The organism is Pantoea sp. CS_6 (genome assembly GCF_041954745.1).
Lineage (GTDB): Bacteria > Pseudomonadota > Gammaproteobacteria > Enterobacterales > Enterobacteriaceae > Pantoea > Pantoea stewartii.
Genome location: NZ_JAVAYG010000008.1, coordinates 113376 through 128344, shown reverse-complemented (window position 1 = coordinate 128344; position 14969 = coordinate 113376). Strand labels below are relative to the sequence as shown.

The window sequence follows — 14969 nt, the reverse complement described above, 5'->3', positions numbered from 1 at the left end:
CATCCGGATGCGCCTCAGGGCGCATTTTCGCTTTCTTCAGACGAACACTGAAATGGCAAAAAAGACGGAAAAGGGGGGCGGGTTTTGCTGAGCATGGGGGGCGGACTGCTGCTGATCCACAGGGCCGCAATGCTATGGGGCTGAAATCCTGACTGTCGCGCCACAAACCCGGCGTGTTGCTGATGGTGGTACTGCTGCTGGAGGTAATCTGTTTCCTTCTTACCGCCTCGTGGCTGCCATGCAATGCATGACAGCAATCAGGCGTAAATCTCTTCACTCCGCTTCACACGTACATCCGTGCGCGCAATACGGTACGCCTTGCCGGGATCGCCCGCGACAAACTCAAACGTAGGTGAGTAGTAAAACGGCAGCCAGCCACCGTATCCGCTTTCCCATTCCCAGCGAACCGGACAGGGCCACAGAATGCCTTCATACAAAATGTAATAAACCCAACGCCCGGTAGGACGGCGGGGACGACTACTTTTCATGGGATTCACAACTGTGTTGGTGTAGAACAGCTTATATTTTGAACGTTAAGCGGCAACCTTGCAATGTCATCGGCTACTTTTTGTGCCATTCGCCCTGTACCGCTTTCTTAACGATGCACTTCGCCACATATCAGCACGACGTTAGGACGCACTTTATGGATACGATTTGCCATGACTTCACAGGCGGTTTTCGTCGGATAAATGCGTTCTGACACCGGTAAAGCTTCACAGGCATCGTGTCCACACGCGCTGACCAATAACACAAAACCAATTAACATAACCGACTCCTTATCCCGGTCCGCGTACTGCGAGAAGGGTGAGTGTTCCTTTATATATCACCAGTATAGCTAATTGCCGCCGGACGCCCGTGTTACGGCAGTCGGTATCGGATTGCTCTGAGCAATTATACGCGTTACCCGCTTATCAGGCAGTGAATTCTTACCCATCACTGCGATGGACAGCGCCGACGATATGGCTGAGTGAACCGCCGTTTTATTGCCTCAGCATGACGAGAAACGGGCTTCCTGATAAGGCTTATTCAGGTGTTTATTCGCCCCGAACCTCTTTAATGCTCGCGTTTTGATACTTCTCACACTTCTGATACGCAAATCTGAAACCGGTTGCAGAAAATTTTCACCCTGTGTATTCGTTAATCATTCACCACAACGAGGAATACACCATGACGAAGATTTTACTGTGCTGTGCTGCGGGTATGTCCACCAGTATGGTGGTGCAGAAAATGGAAAAGGCGGCGCAACAGCAAGGGCTGGACGTCGAGATAAAAGCTGTTGGGATTGAAGAGTTTAGAGACGATATCGCCGATTACGACTGCTGCCTGCTCGGGCCACAAATCAAATACAAGCTGGCCGATTTTCAACCGATCGCCCAGCAATACAGTAAGCCGGTTGCGGTCATCAACAGTATGGATTACGGCATGATGAATGGTGAAAAAATATTAAGCGACGCACTAAAGCTTATTCATACCTGACACCAGGGAGGTCCGGGATATATCACGCGAAACCCGCACTGCGTCAGGCAGGTTATTCTCTTTTGCCTCAGCAAGGAGTCAGGCAATGAGCCACTTCAGTGAATCTCTATTCGGCGTCATCGAAAACCGTATTAGCCCACTGGCGGGCCGTCTTTCCAGCCAGCGTCATGTCATCGCTATCCGGGACGGATTTATTGCCTCCATGCCGTTTCTGATCGTGGGCTCGTTTATGCTGTTGTTTGCTCATCCGCCTTTTTCGGCAGACAGTAGTTGGGCGTTCGCACAGTGGTGGCTGGGCATGGTAAAGGCGCATGAAGAACAAATCATGATGCCGTACAACATGACGATGGGCATTATGGCGCTCTATATCGCCAGTGCCATCGCCTATAACCTGGCAAACAGTTATAAGATGAATGGCTTTATGGCGGCCAGTCTGTCGCTGATGGCGTTTCTGGTGGTGGCGGCACCGCAAAGCGGCAAAACGTTGCCGGTTGGTTCGCTTGGCGGGGAGGGCATTTTTACCGCCATTCTGGTCGCGCTCTTTGCGACGGAGCTGATGCACGTTCTGCAGAAATACAACATCGGTTTCAAACTGCCCGAGCAGGTGCCGCCGAAGATCCGTCAGTCGTTCGATCTGCTCATCCCGATTATCACGATTTTTATTACGTTGTTTCCCCTGAGCCTGTGGGTACAGGCGCAGTTCGGCATGTTGCTGCCTCAGGCCATCATGGCCATTTTCTCGCCCATCATCTCTGCCTCTGATTCACTGCCTGCCGTGCTGGTGGCGGTACTGCTGTGCCATCTGCTGTGGTTTGCAGGCATTCATGGGGCGGTGATTGTCGGGGGCATATTGCAGGCTTTCTGGCTGACCAATCTCGGTCTGAATCAGCAGGCGCTGAACGCGGGAGAACCCATCAGCCACGTGTTTATTGAACCCTTCTGGCAGTTTTTTATTGTTATCGGTGGCTCCGGTTCGACGATGGGGTTGGTGTTGCTTTACTTACGCAGTCAGTCAGCACATCTGCGATCGATTGGAAAACTGAGTGTGGTGCCCAGCATGTTCAACATCAACGAACCGGTAATTTTTGGTTCACCGGTCGTGATGAACCCCATTCTGTTTATCCCTTTTATTCTTGCCCCGTTAGTCAACGCCGTCATTGCCTGGATCGCCACCAAAACGAACCTGATTAATCACGTGATCTCACTGGCTCCGTGGACGACGCCCGCCCCCATTGGGGCCGCCTGGTCAACCGGCTGGGACTGGCGCGTCATTGTGTTGATTGCCGTGCTGGTCACTATTGCCACGCTGATCTACTACCCGTTTTTCAAAATGTACGAGCGTCAACTGCTGCAGCAAGAGCAACCCTCTGCCGCAGCGCAACCGGTTAAGGAGTAACCCATGGAAATTGATGAAAGCACGGTAATCGAACTGATTATCCAGGCAGGCGAAGCTCGCTCCTGTTCAATGGAGGCGTTACGGGCGGCGCGGCAGCAAAACTGGGCGCAGGCGGACAGTATGCTCAGTGCCGCAACCGCGGCGGCCAAAGCAGCCCATCAAACGCAAACGCAGCTCATTGGCGCTGATGAGGGCAGCGGAAAGATTCCGGTCAGTCTGATTATGGTCCATGCTCAGGACCACCTGATGAACGCAATGCTCTGTCGCGAACTGGCTGAGGAGATCATTCAACTGCGCCGGGAGTTAGCCGCACGTTAAACAGGAGGTTATATGCAACATTCGACATTGCCCGCGTTTCCCAGGGACTTTCTCTGGGGCGCGTCCACCTCAGCTTATCAGGTTGAAGGGGCCTGGAATGAAGAGGGCAAAGGGCCTTCCGTCATTGACCAGGCAACCTTCCATCAGGACCTTACCGATTTTACCGTTTGCAGCGATCACTATCATCGTTTCAGAGAGGACATCGCGCTGCTGGCGGAGATGGGATTAAAAACCTACCGCTTTTCCATTGCCTGGAGCCGTCTTTATCCCGAGGGCGATGGTGCGTTGAACCCGGCGGGCGTGGCTTTTTATCAGCAGGTGATCGATGAACTCTGTCGGTACGGCATTACGCCGCTGGTCACCCTTTATCATTTTGATTTGCCCTGGGCGTTGCAGCAGGCGGGCGGCTGGTCTTCACGGCGTACAGTGGCGGCCTTTGAGCGTTTTGCCATCACCTGCTTTGAGCACTATGGTCGTCAGGTTAAGTACTGGCTGACCATCAACGAACAGAACATGATGATCCTCAAGGGCGATGTGATTGGTACGTTGCCACCCGGCACCGCCGATCCGCAGAAAACGCTATATCAGCAGAATCACCATATGATGCTGGCACAGGCAAAAGCGATGATCGCCTGCCATGAACGGTTGCCGGATGCCAAAATTGGCCCGGCACCCAATATCTCCTGCGTCTATGCCGCCAGTGCGCGGCCGGAAGATGTGCTGGCAGCCGATAATTTCTCTGCAATTCGCAACTGGCTCTATCTGGATCTGGCGGTCCATGGTCGCTATAACGCCGTGGTCTGGGCTTTCCTGAAACAGCGCGGCTGGTTACCCACGATCGAAGACGATGACATGGCCATCATCGCCGCAGGCAAGCCGGATTTTATCGCCTTTAATTATTATGCGTCCGCGACGGTGGGAGCCGAAGGCGAGGAGGAGCAAAGCGAAAATAAACCTCGGCCCGATCAGCAAATGGCGGGCATTGATCGGTCGGTTTATGTGGGATGTGATAATCCGCATCTCCGGCAAAATCAGTTCGGCTGGTATATCGATCCGGTGGGTTTTCGCATTACGGCGCGCCAGATTTATGCCCGCTATGCTTTGCCGCTTATCGTGACCGAAAACGGGTTGGGTGCCTTTGATCGGCTGGAGGCCGATAATAAGGTACATGATGATTACCGTATTGCGTATCTGCGCGAACACATTGCTCAACTGCAGCTGGCACTTGCCGATGGTGTGGAACTGTTTGGCTATTGTCCCTGGTCGGCAATAGATCTGGTAAGTACGCATCAGGGCATCAACAAGCGTTACGGCTTTATTTACGTCAACCGCGATGAAAAAGATTTAAAAGATCTGGCACGTTACCGTAAGAAGAGTTTTTTCTGGTACCAGAAACTGATTCGCAGTAATGGCGCAACGCTGAACGATTCAGTCGACTACTGATGGTGCGCGGCAGGGATGCCGCGCCTTACTGTTTATAAGGCCCGTCAGTGACCGAGGCCCGTTCGATCAGGTGACCGCTAAACGGCGGCAAGGCCGTGACCGCTTCCCCTTCCAGCATCGCCACCAGCTGCGCCAGCGTATGCTGAATCATCTCTGCGACCGGCACATGTACCGTGGTGAGCGGCGGCAGAAAAAATTCCGCCACACGAATATCATCAAAGCCCAGCAGGGAGACATCCTCCGGCAGCCTTTTGCCCGCAGCGTTCAGCGCCAGCGCGGCCCCAATAGCCATATCGTCATTACTGGCCATCAGTGCACTAAATGGCATGTCCGATTCAAGCAGCGTTTTTGCCGCCGCCATGCCGCTGGCGGGCGTCCATGCACCCTGCACGATCAGCGCACGGTCCGCTAAGCCATGCTCGTCAAGCGCCTGCTGATAACCGGCCAGGCGGGCCGCAGCGGTCGGTGAGCCTGCCAGACCCGTAATGAAAGCGATGTCGTAATGGCCGCGCGTAATCAAATAGCGGGTGGCCTGAAAGGTATTCTGCTGATGGGTGGCCCAGACGCAGTGTGCCGGATGACGCTGCAGCTGACGATTCACCACCATAACGGGAATGGCGTGCTGCTCAATAATGGCATCCAGCGCCGCGGTATCCAGAAAACGGGGATAGATAATGATGGCGTCACAGCGCAGGTCGAGCAGAAACTCAATGGCGGCACGTTCATCGTCAGCGCTGGTTTTACCATCCGCCAGAATAAGCTGCCGGCCATAGTTATTCGTCAACGTAGCAGCCTGAAACAGCAATTCGCTGAAGTAAGGCCCATTGAATAAAGAATGGGTAACGATAAGCCCAATATTCTGGGATTTCTGCGTCGCCAGGCTACGCGCCAGCAGGTTAGGGCGATAACCGGTTTCCGCCACAGCCTGAAAGACCTTCTGTTGCGTACTCTTACTGACGTAGCGATTTCCCGCCAGCACGCGCGAGACGGTGGCTTTAGAGACGCCGGCCTTGCGGGCCACATCCAGCATGGTAATCATGGGCTTTCTGACCATCCTTCCCTGTTAGTAAAAGATACACGCTGATTTTACGCAGGTTAGTGATAACACGTTAACAAAAGGTCAGCGGGATCAGGCGAAATACCAGGCAGGCAGAATCGCAATCAGATTATTCAGCGTATGCAGAAAGACCGGCAGGGCCAGCGTATTGCTGCGCAGACGGGCGTAGCAAAGCAGCATAGAAAACAGCGTCAGCGCCACCACCGTTTCCCAGTGGACATATTGCGTATGCATGAGCGCAAACAGTAACGAGGTCAGTAATACACAGGCAAAACGGCTGTTAGGTGCCCACAACAGAAATCCCTGTAATAAAAAGCCGCGAAATAACACTTCCTCAAACACAGGAGCCAGTAAGACGGCGGTCAACAGCAGGATAAGCATCGAACTGGGCCCCTGCTGGGTTTGTGCGACCAGCCAGCCTTCCGGCTGCAAATACTGCGTTTGTGCCACCATTAAAATAAACAGCGCGCCAATAAACAGTAAAGTCTGACCGGAACGCAAAAAGCCCAGAGGAATATCGGTACGACGCTGGCAATAAAAGCGATACAGCGGATAGATAACGGCAAATTCAAACAGGCAAAGCACAGGCACCAGTAAACCGTCATTACGCAGAATACCGTAATTAGGAAACAGGGTAATCAACATGGTAACGAGGTAATAAACAACAAAGCTGCCGACATAAAACAGTGTCAACGTCACTCTGTCGGAATTGGTGTTCATAGGCGACCCAGCCAGCGAAGATAAGCGCATAGTAGCAATGCCTCAAATCGCTGTCGAGAGAGCCGATCACACAATGTTAGCTGTTTATTACGCTACGTAAATGAGTCTGGGTTAATCAGTTAAAAATCAGTACTTTGCCTGCGTTACACTCTGTCGCCTGTCAGGTCGCCCAGCCTGTCAGACGTGAAACCGCACCCGCAAACGGGCCGCTTATCGCACCCGAACCGCAATCAGTGTCATCACAACGGCAAAGCAGATAAAAATCACAAGTTCCATAGTAGCCTCCTAAGATAATTCTTAGTAAGGTTAGCGCCTTGTATTTGAAATTCTGAACGGTAAGTGCCTTTACACTGGTTATCTGACAATAAGGCAGCATTTAATGCTTAATAATGTGTGAATCGCTTGATTTTAACGATTCAACCCGGTGGTGGGGCTTGTTACGCTTCAGGTCAGGGTTTAACACGATTACAGGAGAACATACGTGAATCATTACGGAAAAGTGCTGGTGGCAACCGGCTTCTTACTGCTGACGGCCTGTCATTCCACCACGCAGCCTGATACGGCAGCCGTCCCGCCCGGCAAGGAAGCGGACAGTTGCGGTGCCTCTCATTACCAAAACTTTGTCGGCAAACCGCTGTCCGCCCTTGAGCAACAGCGTTTCAGTCAGAAGGTGCGCGCTATTCCGTGGAATTCTGCCGTCACGATGGATTTTAATTTCGCCCGCCTGAACTTTCTGGCAGACAAAAGCGGTACTATCACCCAGGTCTATTGTGGTTAAGCGTTAAATAAACCGCGCATTGTCATTGAGGTGTCATGGGAACAGGGGAAGATAAGGCCGGTATTCTGTTGTCTTCAGCTTGTGGTCGTCTGGTCGCACTGAGCCAGCAGGATCGGGATTTCCTCGTCACATCAATTTGCAATGCTCGTCTTGTTTATTCCCGCTCTGGCGGGAATTTTTTTCTGGCTCAGTCTGGAAGGAGCAACGCATGTACTCTCGTCCACGCCTCTCACTGTCACTTTTATTGCTGATCAGTCCGGTCGCACTGGCTTCCAGCCCGACGGCATGGCAGGAAAACCAGCAGGTCATGCGGCAGGCCTGTATTAATGCCAGTACGCTAAGTAAGGTAAAAATCGTGGGGCAGCCCATCGACTATGATGACAGCGTGGGTTACAGCGCCTTGTTACTTGAGGGGCATTACCCACAGAAGCAAATGAAAAACCGGCGTGGGCGTGAACTCTGCCTGTTTCAACGCAGCAGCGGCCGTGCCAGTGTAAGTGAAGCCCGTCAGCTCCGTTGGGTGAAATAGCATAAAGGCGGCCTACTCACGTGGCCGCGCTTCCATCAACTGGGCCAGTAAACCCCGGTAACGCTGCAGGCGCTGCTCATCCCCTTCAAACTCCAGTTTATTAATGACGCGTGCGATTATTGCCTTATTCGTTGTCGGCTGGCCTGCTTCCATCAGTTCACGCAGGATAACGGCCAGCAGATCGGACTCCGGCAGCACGTTCCAGTCCGGGCTGTTGAAGTAATCAGTGATAGCACGACTGGCACTATTAGATTGGACGCTCATTCCTCGTCTCCGCAAACAGACCCTTTGCCCGGTGCGCAACGGCGCAGCAGGCAGAAGCTACTGAATGATGGGCTCCCGGAAAGAACGGCAAGGGTTTTATCGGGAGCGTTTCGTTGGTCAGAACAGCCAACGTCCCGCCCGTACCTGGCGGTTTTTTAAACATAGGTGGGCCAGAGAGGATTGTCAGTAACAGCCTGAAATATTTTTCAGATGTGATGAGTGAAAATCGAATAGTGCCAATATGCAATAAGGCATTTTTTCAGATTATCTTGATGAAAGACAAGCTGTTGCACTGAATCAGGTGCGTTTTTGGCGCAGCCAAAGGGCTGAGTAGCCCGTCATTATCGGGCCGTGCGGATCCTGTTGTCCAGGTGGAAGGTTAAGGAACAGGGGGACCGACTGCCCGCAATCGCGGGGAGATTTTTCTCACGTTAACGGGAATGAAAACGGCCGTTATCGCTTGTAAGAAAAGAATCTCTGCTAAAAAAAGCCAGCCGGGAATCTTTATTTTATTTCGACTGAGTGAGTCAGCGTGTTATTTCATTGCGATAACAACGTTTCGTTTTCCGGCAAAATAAATGCAATAAAACCGTAGCGACAAAATGGCCTGAGTCGGACGCAAAGCGGGCTGAAAAATCACTTTGTTTTTTAATCTGACGAATGCTAATTTTTATTTGTCTTACACGAAGGGGCCCCGGCATGAAAAACCTGATTGCTGAGTTGCTAATCACCCTGGCAGAAAAAGAAGAGGCGTCAAAAGAGCAGGTTGCACAGATCGAAGCGCTGGAAATCGTGGTTACCGCGATGCTGCGTTTGCTTCCACCCGAGCAGCATCACGCTATCGTCAGCAGTATTGAAACCGCCATGATGAATGCCGATGTAGATCATAATGATAAAAATACGGTCCTGCTAAAACGTTATGTCACGCGCTTACTTAATCGTCCGCGTATCTGAAAAGTGCCACCGACAATTCAGATTTGCGATCTCTGCCTTATTCCCTGATAAACGTATTCCGTATAGCGTGTAACGTGCCAGAATTAATCTGTTTTCATCAAGAGGGAGTGAATACAATGAAACGCGGTTTAATGACGCTAGTGTTAGCAGGCTTACTGGTGGGCGGCAGCGCCAGTGCGGCTGAAAAAACGCCACAACAGCAAAAAATGGCCATGTGTAATGAACATGCCACGTCACAAGCGTTGAAAGGCGATGTGCGAAAGAAATTTATGAGCGATTGCCTGAAAAAGGACAGTAAGGTCGCCGACATGTCGCCGCAGCAGGTAAAAATGAAAACCTGTAATCTGCAGGCCGGTGATAAAAAGCTGACGGGGGAAGCACGCAAAACCTTCATGAGTCAGTGTCTGAAGAAAAGTTAACGTTCGGTCGGCCATTTCGGTGGCCGCTTTAGTTTTCTCCTGCCTGCGCTGTCACATCCTCACGTATTTTTAATTTCCGCTTAAACAAACAGTTAGCAAAAAATCCTGACGTTAAAACCGGAGTCTGGCCGATCCTTTGCCACACTTACTGTTTACAGGCATTTGCGCAGAAGCCCTGTTGATCTGCGCGTTCAGCCGTGACAGTCGGAGAAGGAGCTATGTCGTGAACTATCAATTTGTGGTCGCTCTGAAGGATTTACCGCACCGCCAGCCGGTTAAAAAAAAGCTCGGGGAAACAGAGCTGCTGTTAATTCGTGATGGCGACAACGTACACGCTTACCAGGCGAAGTGTCCCCATGCCGGCGCACCCCTTGAGCAGGGTGCCATTTGTGAAAACCGGCTGATCTGTCCCTGGCATAAAGCCACTTTTGAACTGGACAGTGGCAAAATGTGTGAGCCGCTCGCGCTGGCCGATCTCAAACAGTATCCCGTGCGCATTGAAAACGAGGCGGTTCTGGTGAATCCCAAAGCCATGTCGCCTGCGACTGCGATAGGCAGTGGAGCCGCTGCGCCGGTCTTTGTCGTGCTGGGTGGTGGCGCAGCCGGGAGTGCGGCGCTATGGCGGTTACGTCACGAGGGGTTTAAAGGGCGGCTGATCCTGATTGAGCAGGAGCCTGATGCACCCTATGATCGCACGGCGTTAACCAAATTTGTCCCCTCGGGCAAAATGGACATCGATGAGGTGCCCTCACTGCTGGGTGAGGACATCATGGCGCACGTAGAACGCCTGCAAAAGCGCGTGGAGCGGATTGATAACCCTCAGCATCGGATAATATTTGCTGACGGTACGACGCTGCAATTCGATAAGCTCCTGATTGCCACAGGTGGCGCGCCCGTCAAACCTGCGCTGGCCGGGCGCGATCTGGCTGGCGTTCATATCCTGCGCAGTAAACAGCACACCGCAGACTTACTGCAGGCGGTCGATGACACTCAACAGATTGTCATTATCGGCAACAGCTTTATCGGCATGGAACTGGCCTCCTCACTGCGTAATCGCGACATTGATGTCACCGTCATTGCGCGTCATCCGCTGCCGTTTGCGAAACAGTTTGGCGAAGCCGTGGGTCGCTATTTTTATCAGCTCCACCAGGCGAACGGCGTAAAGTTTATCGAAGGCGAGATCGATGCCCTGCTGGGCGAAGACCATGTTAACGCGGTACGACTAAAAACGGGCAAGCATATTGCCGCCGATGTGGTGCTGTTTGCGACCGGCGTTAAACCCGCCACACACTTTATTCATGATTTGCCGCTGCTGGAGGATGGCAGCCTGCAAACGGACGAACAACTCCGGGTGGCCGAGAATGTCTGGGTGGCAGGCGATATCGCCACGTATCCTTCTCCCCAGGGGCCGTTGCGAATCGAACACTTTCGTGTTGCCGAACAACAAGGACAGACAGCGGCCATCAATATGCTGGGCAATATCCGTCACTTTGATCGGGTGCCGTTTTTCTGGACCGCGCACTACGGTACGCGCTATGAATATCTTGGCCATGCGGCGGACTGGGATGACTACCAGTCGGTGGGCTCGCTGGAAGAAAAGGAATTCATGGCGTTTTATGGCAAAGAAGGGCAACTGGCGGCGATTTTCTCCTGTGGCCTTTACACTCTGACCGCCGCGCTGGTTGACAACATGCAGCAATCCATGACGGTGAAGCAGGCGCTGGCGCTTTATCAGGACTACCGTTCCGCCGGCTAGTGGGGAGGCGCCTGGCAACGCGCACTGCCGTTGCCAGACGCCGCGGGTTAACTGCGGCTCAGCTTCTCAGATTTCGCCATGCACTGCTGCATCGCCTCAATCACGGCGGAGCGAAAACCTTTTTCTTCCAGAACTTTGACCGCTTCTATCGTGGTGCCGCCCGGCGAGCAGACCATATCTTTTAACTCGCCCGGGTGTTTGCCGGTCTCCAGTACCATCTGTGCCGAACCTTTTACGGCCTGTGCCGCAAACTGGTAGGCCTGCGCCCGCGGCATGCCACCTGCCACCGCAGCATCGGCCATGGCTTCAATGAACATAAACACGTAAGCCGGTGCCGAACCACTCACGCCCACCACGGAATGAATCAGGTATTCATCCACTACCGCCGCCTGGCCAAAGCTTTTAAACATTGCAACGACCTCATCGAGTTCGCTCTGTTCAACCAGCGCATTGGGCGTGACCGAGGTCATCCCTTCTCCCACCAGAGACGGGGTATTCGGCATGGCCCGAATGATTTTTCGATCGTGTCCCAGTACGGAGGCCAGATTGTCCAGGGTAACGCCTGCCGCAATGGAGACAACCAGCGTCTCTTTTTTCATGCAGGTGGCGAGATCATTCAGAACTCTGAGGATGACATTCGGTTTTACCGCACCAAACAGGACATCAACATGCTGCGCCAGCGCTTCTGCGCTCTCAGCCGCATGGATACCGTATTGTTCGGCCATTTCCTGATTAGTGCTGGCTTTACGGTCATAAATCCAGATCGCTGACGGTGCAACTTGCCCGCTGTTTATCAGGCCGCCAATGATGGCTTTGGCCATGTTGCCTCCGCCAATAAATCCGATTTTCTTTTCCTGCATCACCGTCTCCTTTGCTGTTTACACATATCAACGATGTAGCTTACTGCAGACAGGATTAATAACAAGTTAGCCCTGTGCTGAACGGCCTGCTGTCCCCCCGCTGACCGGAGGCGTTTAACCGTGCCAGGACATGGCGCGGTGCGCTGCGCATTAAGGCGCAGTGGCGGTGCAGCCAGGTCGGCTAAAGCAGGTTCTGCGTTAAAGAGGGCTGTGTTTTTCACTCAACCCGATCAGCAAAACAGGTTACCATCGTCACTCTTTTGCAGAACAAGGAATAACGATGGCTATCTGGGTTGATGCTGATGCCTGTCCTAACGTGATTAAGGACGTGCTGTACCGGGCAGCGGACAGAACGCAAACCGTGGTGACCTTTGTGGCTAACCAGTCCCTGCGGGTGCCACCTTCGCCCTGGCTGCGAACACTGCAGGTGCCTGCGGGATTTGATGTGGCGGACAATGAGATTGTTAAGCGCGTAAACGTCGGCGATCTGGTGATTACGGCCGATATTCCGTTGGCCGCGGAAGTGATTGAGAAGGGCGCGGCAGCCTTGAATCCACGCGGGGAACGCTATTTACCAGCAACCATTCTCGAACGACTGACCATGCGCGATTTTATGGACACCATGCGCGCCAGCGGTGTTCAGACAGGCGGCCCCGCCGCATTAAGCCCACGGGACCGCCAGCAGTTTGCCAATGAATTAGACAGCTGGCTCCGACAACGCCAGCGCTAAATCAGACGAAGTTGTCGTCGTCGTCGAAGTCATTGCCGCCAAAATCATTCAGGTCGCCGTTGTCGGCGTAGGAATCACTCCAGCCGTTACTTTGATCCAGGAAAGACTGATTATCCGCCCCGTTCTGGTCAAGGAACGACTGATCGTTGCCACCGTTGAAGGTATTCAGACTGTCGTCCACCTGCGGCAACGGCTGCTCGTTGATGATGTTAACGATCTCCTGCGGCTGAGAATGATGGAACATGCTGGTCAGCATATCGGCCATGACTACACCGCCTGCCACCCCAACGGCGGTTTGCAGGGCACCGCCCAGGAAGCCGCTGCCACGTGGCGCCGGGGCGCTGGCATAAGGTTGCTGCGGTTGCGGTGCCTGTTGCGGCGCACTGTTCCACTGCGGCTGAGCTGGCTGCGGTTGGGCGCTGCCGCCGCCAAACAGGCTGGATAAAAATCCACCGCTGCTCTTCGGCTGCTGCTGCGCCTGTTGTTGCGCCAGCTGGTTTTCCAGTTCCTTAATACGTTCATTAAGTTTTTTAAGGGCCGCTTCCTGAATCAGAATGGCCTGCGCCATGTAGTAGGGCGCGCCTGGTTGTTCCTGCAGGTGTTGTTTGATGAGTTGTTCGGCAGCAGCATCGCGCGCCGCTGTCTGGCTTTCCGCTTGTTTCAAACGGCTGAACAGATTTTCAATCAGTTGTTGTTCTTCGCGTTGCATGATTACTCTCCCGTTGCGACTGTAAACAGTATATGGGGGCGATGAGCAGCAATGTAAATTCGTGGCGGTAAGCAAATGTTGCAGAGACAAAAATACGGTGTTCATGCACAAAATGTGCATGGTTAATTCATTGTTTATAAAAAGCTTAATGCAATGGGTTGTCTGACTGTGCGTAAAATACGCTCAATGGGTAGAGGCCGCCATCATTTCCCGCTATGATGCGCGTATTATTTAAGCCAGACCTGCAGCTGTTATGGGCTGTACGGCGGAGGAAGTGCCCAGATGTCCTTGTCCATTTTTTTGATTGGTGCGCGCGGCTGCGGAAAAACCACCATCGGTGAAGCCCTGTCTCATGCGCTGGGTTATGCCTTCCGCGATACCGATCACCACCTGCAATTCACGACCCAGCGTACCGTGGCTGAAATTGTCGCGGCGGAAGGCTGGGAAAGCTTTCGTGCGCGGGAGACAGAGTCGCTGAAAGCCGTGACGGCGCCCTCAACCATCATCGCGACCGGTGGTGGCATGGTGCTGGCAGAGGTCAACCGCCGCTATATGCGCGAACATGGTCAGGTTATCTGGTTAAGTGCGCCTTCTGAGGTGCTTGCCCGGCGTCTGGAAAGCCAGCCTGAAGCTGCGCAGCGCCCGACGCTGACCGGACGGCCCATCGCTGAAGAGATGACAGAGGTGCTGCGCGCCCGTGCCCACCTGTATCGTATGGCCGCTCACCATGAAGTGGACGCGATGCAGCCGCCGGAACGCGTTGTTGAGCAAATTCTGCAGTCGTTATCGCTGGCACGCGCCAGCTAACCGTCAGATTTATCTCCTTCCCGCCGCGATTTACGCCTTTTTGACTATACTTATTCCATGACGGGCAACCGCCTGTCGTGTGGAATGTCATTCAGCCAAGAGGGACAAATGATGCCGTCAAGACCTCCTTACCCCAGAGAAGCGCGCGTTGTGACCGTGGAAAAAGGCCCCGAAGGTAAAAAAGTCACGTCCTGGCAACTGCGAGCCGATCATCCGAAGCCGGATTCACTCATCAGTGAGCACGATTCAGAGCAGGAAGCGCATGATGCGAAACAACGTTACGAAGATGTAGAAAAAGAGTAAGCCGTCGCGCTGGCAAGGATGCCGTCGATGCGCGCCCGTCTTATCCCCGTCCCTTGTCACCGCCAGCGATCACATTCGCTCATTATTTCGCGTGACAGATCAGCAAGTTCGCTTCTACACTGCCAGTCACCCTAATGTGCTGTGAGGAAGATTTATGCTCAACGTAAGTGAGTATTTTGACGGAAAAGTTAAATCCATCGGTTTTGACAGTGCGAGCACCGGTCGTGCCAGCGTTGGTGTGATGGCAGAAGGCGAATACACCTTTGGCACTGCCCAGCCGGAAGAGATGACCGTGGTCAGTGGATCAATGAAAGTGTTGCTGCCGGGGGAAACAGAGTGGAAATGGTTCGAGGCGGGATCGGTATTTAACGTGCCGGGTCACAGCGAGTTTCATCTGCAGGTAGGCGAGCCCAGCTCTTATCTTTGCCGCTATCTGAAAGACTGAAAAAA

Annotated in this window: 20 protein-coding genes; 13 read left to right on the top strand and 7 right to left on the bottom strand. The window is 53.2% G+C overall.

Annotated features, from left to right (window positions below; genetic code table 11):
• Positions 1–257: 257 nt before the first annotated feature.
• Both RAC90_RS13830 and RAC90_RS13825 read right to left on the bottom strand, forming a co-directional pair.
• Positions 258–488, bottom strand: a complete 231-nt coding sequence (locus tag RAC90_RS13830; RefSeq protein ID WP_006118085.1) for a hypothetical protein — start codon at positions 486–488, stop codon at positions 258–260.
• Positions 489–595: 107 nt separating this feature from the next.
• Positions 596–766, bottom strand: a complete 171-nt coding sequence (locus tag RAC90_RS13825; RefSeq protein ID WP_006118086.1) for a hypothetical protein — start codon at positions 764–766, stop codon at positions 596–598.
• A 401-nt stretch (positions 767–1167) separates the two neighbouring features.
• On the opposite strand from RAC90_RS13825, the gene RAC90_RS13820 reads away from it, so the two are divergent.
• The 4 genes from RAC90_RS13820 (at position 1168) to RAC90_RS13805 (ending at position 4633) form a co-directional block, all read left to right on the top strand.
• Positions 1168–1476 (top strand): PTS sugar transporter subunit IIB, encoded by a 309-nt coding sequence (locus RAC90_RS13820; protein WP_006118087.1) that lies wholly within the window; start codon positions 1168–1170, stop codon positions 1474–1476.
• A gap of 85 nt (positions 1477–1561) precedes the next feature.
• Complete coding sequence (locus tag RAC90_RS13815; RefSeq protein WP_033738601.1) at positions 1562–2872, top strand: PTS sugar transporter subunit IIC; 1311 nt, start codon at positions 1562–1564, stop codon at positions 2870–2872.
• Positions 2873–2875: 3 nt separating this feature from the next.
• Positions 2876–3190 carry a PTS lactose/cellobiose transporter subunit IIA gene (locus tag RAC90_RS13810; RefSeq protein WP_006118134.1) on the top strand — a complete coding sequence of 105 codons (315 nt, stop codon included), beginning with the start codon at positions 2876–2878 and terminating at the stop codon, positions 3188–3190.
• A gap of 12 nt (positions 3191–3202) precedes the next feature.
• Positions 3203–4633, top strand: a complete 1431-nt coding sequence (locus RAC90_RS13805; RefSeq protein ID WP_039338519.1) for a glycoside hydrolase family 1 protein — start codon at positions 3203–3205, stop codon at positions 4631–4633.
• A 25-nt stretch (positions 4634–4658) separates the two neighbouring features.
• Here RAC90_RS13805 and RAC90_RS13800 read toward each other — a convergent pair whose 3' ends face one another.
• Together RAC90_RS13800 and RAC90_RS13795 are read right to left on the bottom strand one after the other, a co-directional pair.
• Positions 4659–5672 (bottom strand): LacI family DNA-binding transcriptional regulator, encoded by a 1014-nt coding sequence (locus RAC90_RS13800; protein WP_375124457.1) that lies wholly within the window; start codon positions 5670–5672, stop codon positions 4659–4661.
• A gap of 90 nt (positions 5673–5762) precedes the next feature.
• Positions 5763–6410: a CPBP family intramembrane glutamic endopeptidase gene (locus RAC90_RS13795; protein WP_033738779.1), complete on the bottom strand. Its 648-nt coding sequence runs from the start codon at positions 6408–6410 to the stop codon at positions 5763–5765.
• Positions 6411–6891: 481 nt separating this feature from the next.
• On the opposite strand from RAC90_RS13795, the gene RAC90_RS13790 reads away from it, so the two are divergent.
• Both RAC90_RS13790 and RAC90_RS13785 read left to right on the top strand, forming a co-directional pair.
• Positions 6892–7188 (top strand): I78 family peptidase inhibitor, encoded by a 297-nt coding sequence (locus RAC90_RS13790; RefSeq protein WP_375124456.1) that lies wholly within the window; start codon positions 6892–6894, stop codon positions 7186–7188.
• 208 nt (positions 7189–7396) lie between these two features.
• Positions 7397–7717 (top strand): hypothetical protein, encoded by a 321-nt coding sequence (locus RAC90_RS13785; protein WP_006118139.1) that lies wholly within the window; start codon positions 7397–7399, stop codon positions 7715–7717.
• A 12-nt stretch (positions 7718–7729) separates the two neighbouring features.
• Here RAC90_RS13785 and RAC90_RS13780 read toward each other — a convergent pair whose 3' ends face one another.
• Positions 7730–7981 carry a biofilm development regulator YmgB/AriR family protein gene (locus RAC90_RS13780; RefSeq protein ID WP_006118140.1) on the bottom strand — a complete coding sequence of 84 codons (252 nt, stop codon included), beginning with the start codon at positions 7979–7981 and terminating at the stop codon, positions 7730–7732.
• 699 nt (positions 7982–8680) lie between these two features.
• Here RAC90_RS13780 and iraP point away from each other — a divergent pair.
• The 3 genes from iraP to RAC90_RS13765 all read left to right on the top strand — a co-directional run bounded on the left by iraP (position 8681) and on the right by RAC90_RS13765 (position 11110).
• Positions 8681–8935 (top strand): anti-adapter protein IraP, encoded by a 255-nt coding sequence (gene iraP / locus RAC90_RS13775; protein WP_006117590.1) that lies wholly within the window; start codon positions 8681–8683, stop codon positions 8933–8935.
• A gap of 116 nt (positions 8936–9051) precedes the next feature.
• Positions 9052–9354: a PsiF family protein gene (locus RAC90_RS13770; RefSeq protein WP_006117589.1), complete on the top strand. Its 303-nt coding sequence runs from the start codon at positions 9052–9054 to the stop codon at positions 9352–9354.
• A gap of 223 nt (positions 9355–9577) precedes the next feature.
• The gene (locus RAC90_RS13765) at positions 9578–11110 is read left to right on the top strand and encodes an FAD-dependent oxidoreductase (protein ID WP_375124455.1); all 1533 of its coding nucleotides are present in this window, start codon (positions 9578–9580) and stop codon (positions 11108–11110) included.
• 47 nt (positions 11111–11157) lie between these two features.
• Here RAC90_RS13765 and proC read toward each other — a convergent pair whose 3' ends face one another.
• Positions 11158–11970 carry a pyrroline-5-carboxylate reductase gene (gene proC, locus RAC90_RS13760; RefSeq protein ID WP_033738612.1) on the bottom strand — a complete coding sequence of 271 codons (813 nt, stop codon included), beginning with the start codon at positions 11968–11970 and terminating at the stop codon, positions 11158–11160.
• 280 nt (positions 11971–12250) lie between these two features.
• On the opposite strand from proC, the gene RAC90_RS13755 reads away from it, so the two are divergent.
• On the top strand, positions 12251–12700 hold the full coding sequence (locus tag RAC90_RS13755; protein WP_375124454.1) for a YaiI/YqxD family protein: 450 nt from the start codon (positions 12251–12253) through the stop codon (positions 12698–12700).
• A gap of 1 nt (position 12701) precedes the next feature.
• Here the strand turns inward: RAC90_RS13755 and RAC90_RS13750 are convergent, their stop codons facing one another.
• Positions 12702–13409: a DUF2076 domain-containing protein gene (locus RAC90_RS13750; RefSeq protein WP_006117585.1), complete on the bottom strand. Its 708-nt coding sequence runs from the start codon at positions 13407–13409 to the stop codon at positions 12702–12704.
• A 282-nt stretch (positions 13410–13691) separates the two neighbouring features.
• On the opposite strand from RAC90_RS13750, the gene aroL reads away from it, so the two are divergent.
• The 3 genes from aroL to ppnP all read left to right on the top strand — a co-directional run bounded on the left by aroL (position 13692) and on the right by ppnP (position 14964).
• Positions 13692–14216, top strand: a complete 525-nt coding sequence (gene aroL, locus RAC90_RS13745) for a shikimate kinase AroL (protein ID WP_006117584.1) — start codon at positions 13692–13694, stop codon at positions 14214–14216.
• A 111-nt stretch (positions 14217–14327) separates the two neighbouring features.
• The gene (locus RAC90_RS13740; RefSeq protein ID WP_006117583.1) at positions 14328–14519 is read left to right on the top strand and encodes a YaiA family protein; all 192 of its coding nucleotides are present in this window, start codon (positions 14328–14330) and stop codon (positions 14517–14519) included.
• A 154-nt stretch (positions 14520–14673) separates the two neighbouring features.
• Positions 14674–14964, top strand: a complete 291-nt coding sequence (gene ppnP / locus RAC90_RS13735; RefSeq protein ID WP_006117582.1) for a pyrimidine/purine nucleoside phosphorylase — start codon at positions 14674–14676, stop codon at positions 14962–14964.
• Positions 14965–14969: the final 5 nt, after the last annotated feature.

Bases quoted from the DNA above. Each gene is read 5' to 3' on its own strand.
- RAC90_RS13830 (WP_006118085.1), bottom strand. From the start codon at position 488: ATGAAAAGTAGTCGTCCCCGCCGTCCTACCGGGCGTTGGGTTTATTAC.
- RAC90_RS13825 (WP_006118086.1), bottom strand. From the start codon at position 766: ATGTTAATTGGTTTTGTGTTATTGGTCAGCGCGTGTGGACACGATGCC.
- RAC90_RS13820 (WP_006118087.1), top strand. From the start codon at position 1,168: ATGACGAAGATTTTACTGTGCTGTGCTGCGGGTATGTCCACCAGTATG.
- RAC90_RS13815 (WP_033738601.1), top strand. From the start codon at position 1,562: ATGAGCCACTTCAGTGAATCTCTATTCGGCGTCATCGAAAACCGTATT.
- RAC90_RS13810 (WP_006118134.1), top strand. From the start codon at position 2,876: ATGGAAATTGATGAAAGCACGGTAATCGAACTGATTATCCAGGCAGGC.
- RAC90_RS13805 (WP_039338519.1), top strand. From the start codon at position 3,203: ATGCAACATTCGACATTGCCCGCGTTTCCCAGGGACTTTCTCTGGGGC.
- RAC90_RS13800 (WP_375124457.1), bottom strand. From the start codon at position 5,672: ATGATTACCATGCTGGATGTGGCCCGCAAGGCCGGCGTCTCTAAAGCC.
- RAC90_RS13795 (WP_033738779.1), bottom strand. From the start codon at position 6,410: ATGAACACCAATTCCGACAGAGTGACGTTGACACTGTTTTATGTCGGC.
- RAC90_RS13785 (WP_006118139.1), top strand. From the start codon at position 7,397: ATGTACTCTCGTCCACGCCTCTCACTGTCACTTTTATTGCTGATCAGT.
- RAC90_RS13780 (WP_006118140.1), bottom strand. From the start codon at position 7,981: ATGAGCGTCCAATCTAATAGTGCCAGTCGTGCTATCACTGATTACTTC.
- iraP (WP_006117590.1), top strand. From the start codon at position 8,681: ATGAAAAACCTGATTGCTGAGTTGCTAATCACCCTGGCAGAAAAAGAA.
- RAC90_RS13770 (WP_006117589.1), top strand. From the start codon at position 9,052: ATGAAACGCGGTTTAATGACGCTAGTGTTAGCAGGCTTACTGGTGGGC.
- proC (WP_033738612.1), bottom strand. From the start codon at position 11,970: ATGCAGGAAAAGAAAATCGGATTTATTGGCGGAGGCAACATGGCCAAA.
- RAC90_RS13755 (WP_375124454.1), top strand. From the start codon at position 12,251: ATGGCTATCTGGGTTGATGCTGATGCCTGTCCTAACGTGATTAAGGAC.
- RAC90_RS13750 (WP_006117585.1), bottom strand. From the start codon at position 13,409: ATGCAACGCGAAGAACAACAACTGATTGAAAATCTGTTCAGCCGTTTG.
- aroL (WP_006117584.1), top strand. From the start codon at position 13,692: ATGTCCTTGTCCATTTTTTTGATTGGTGCGCGCGGCTGCGGAAAAACC.
- RAC90_RS13740 (WP_006117583.1), top strand. From the start codon at position 14,328: ATGCCGTCAAGACCTCCTTACCCCAGAGAAGCGCGCGTTGTGACCGTG.
- ppnP (WP_006117582.1), top strand. From the start codon at position 14,674: ATGCTCAACGTAAGTGAGTATTTTGACGGAAAAGTTAAATCCATCGGT.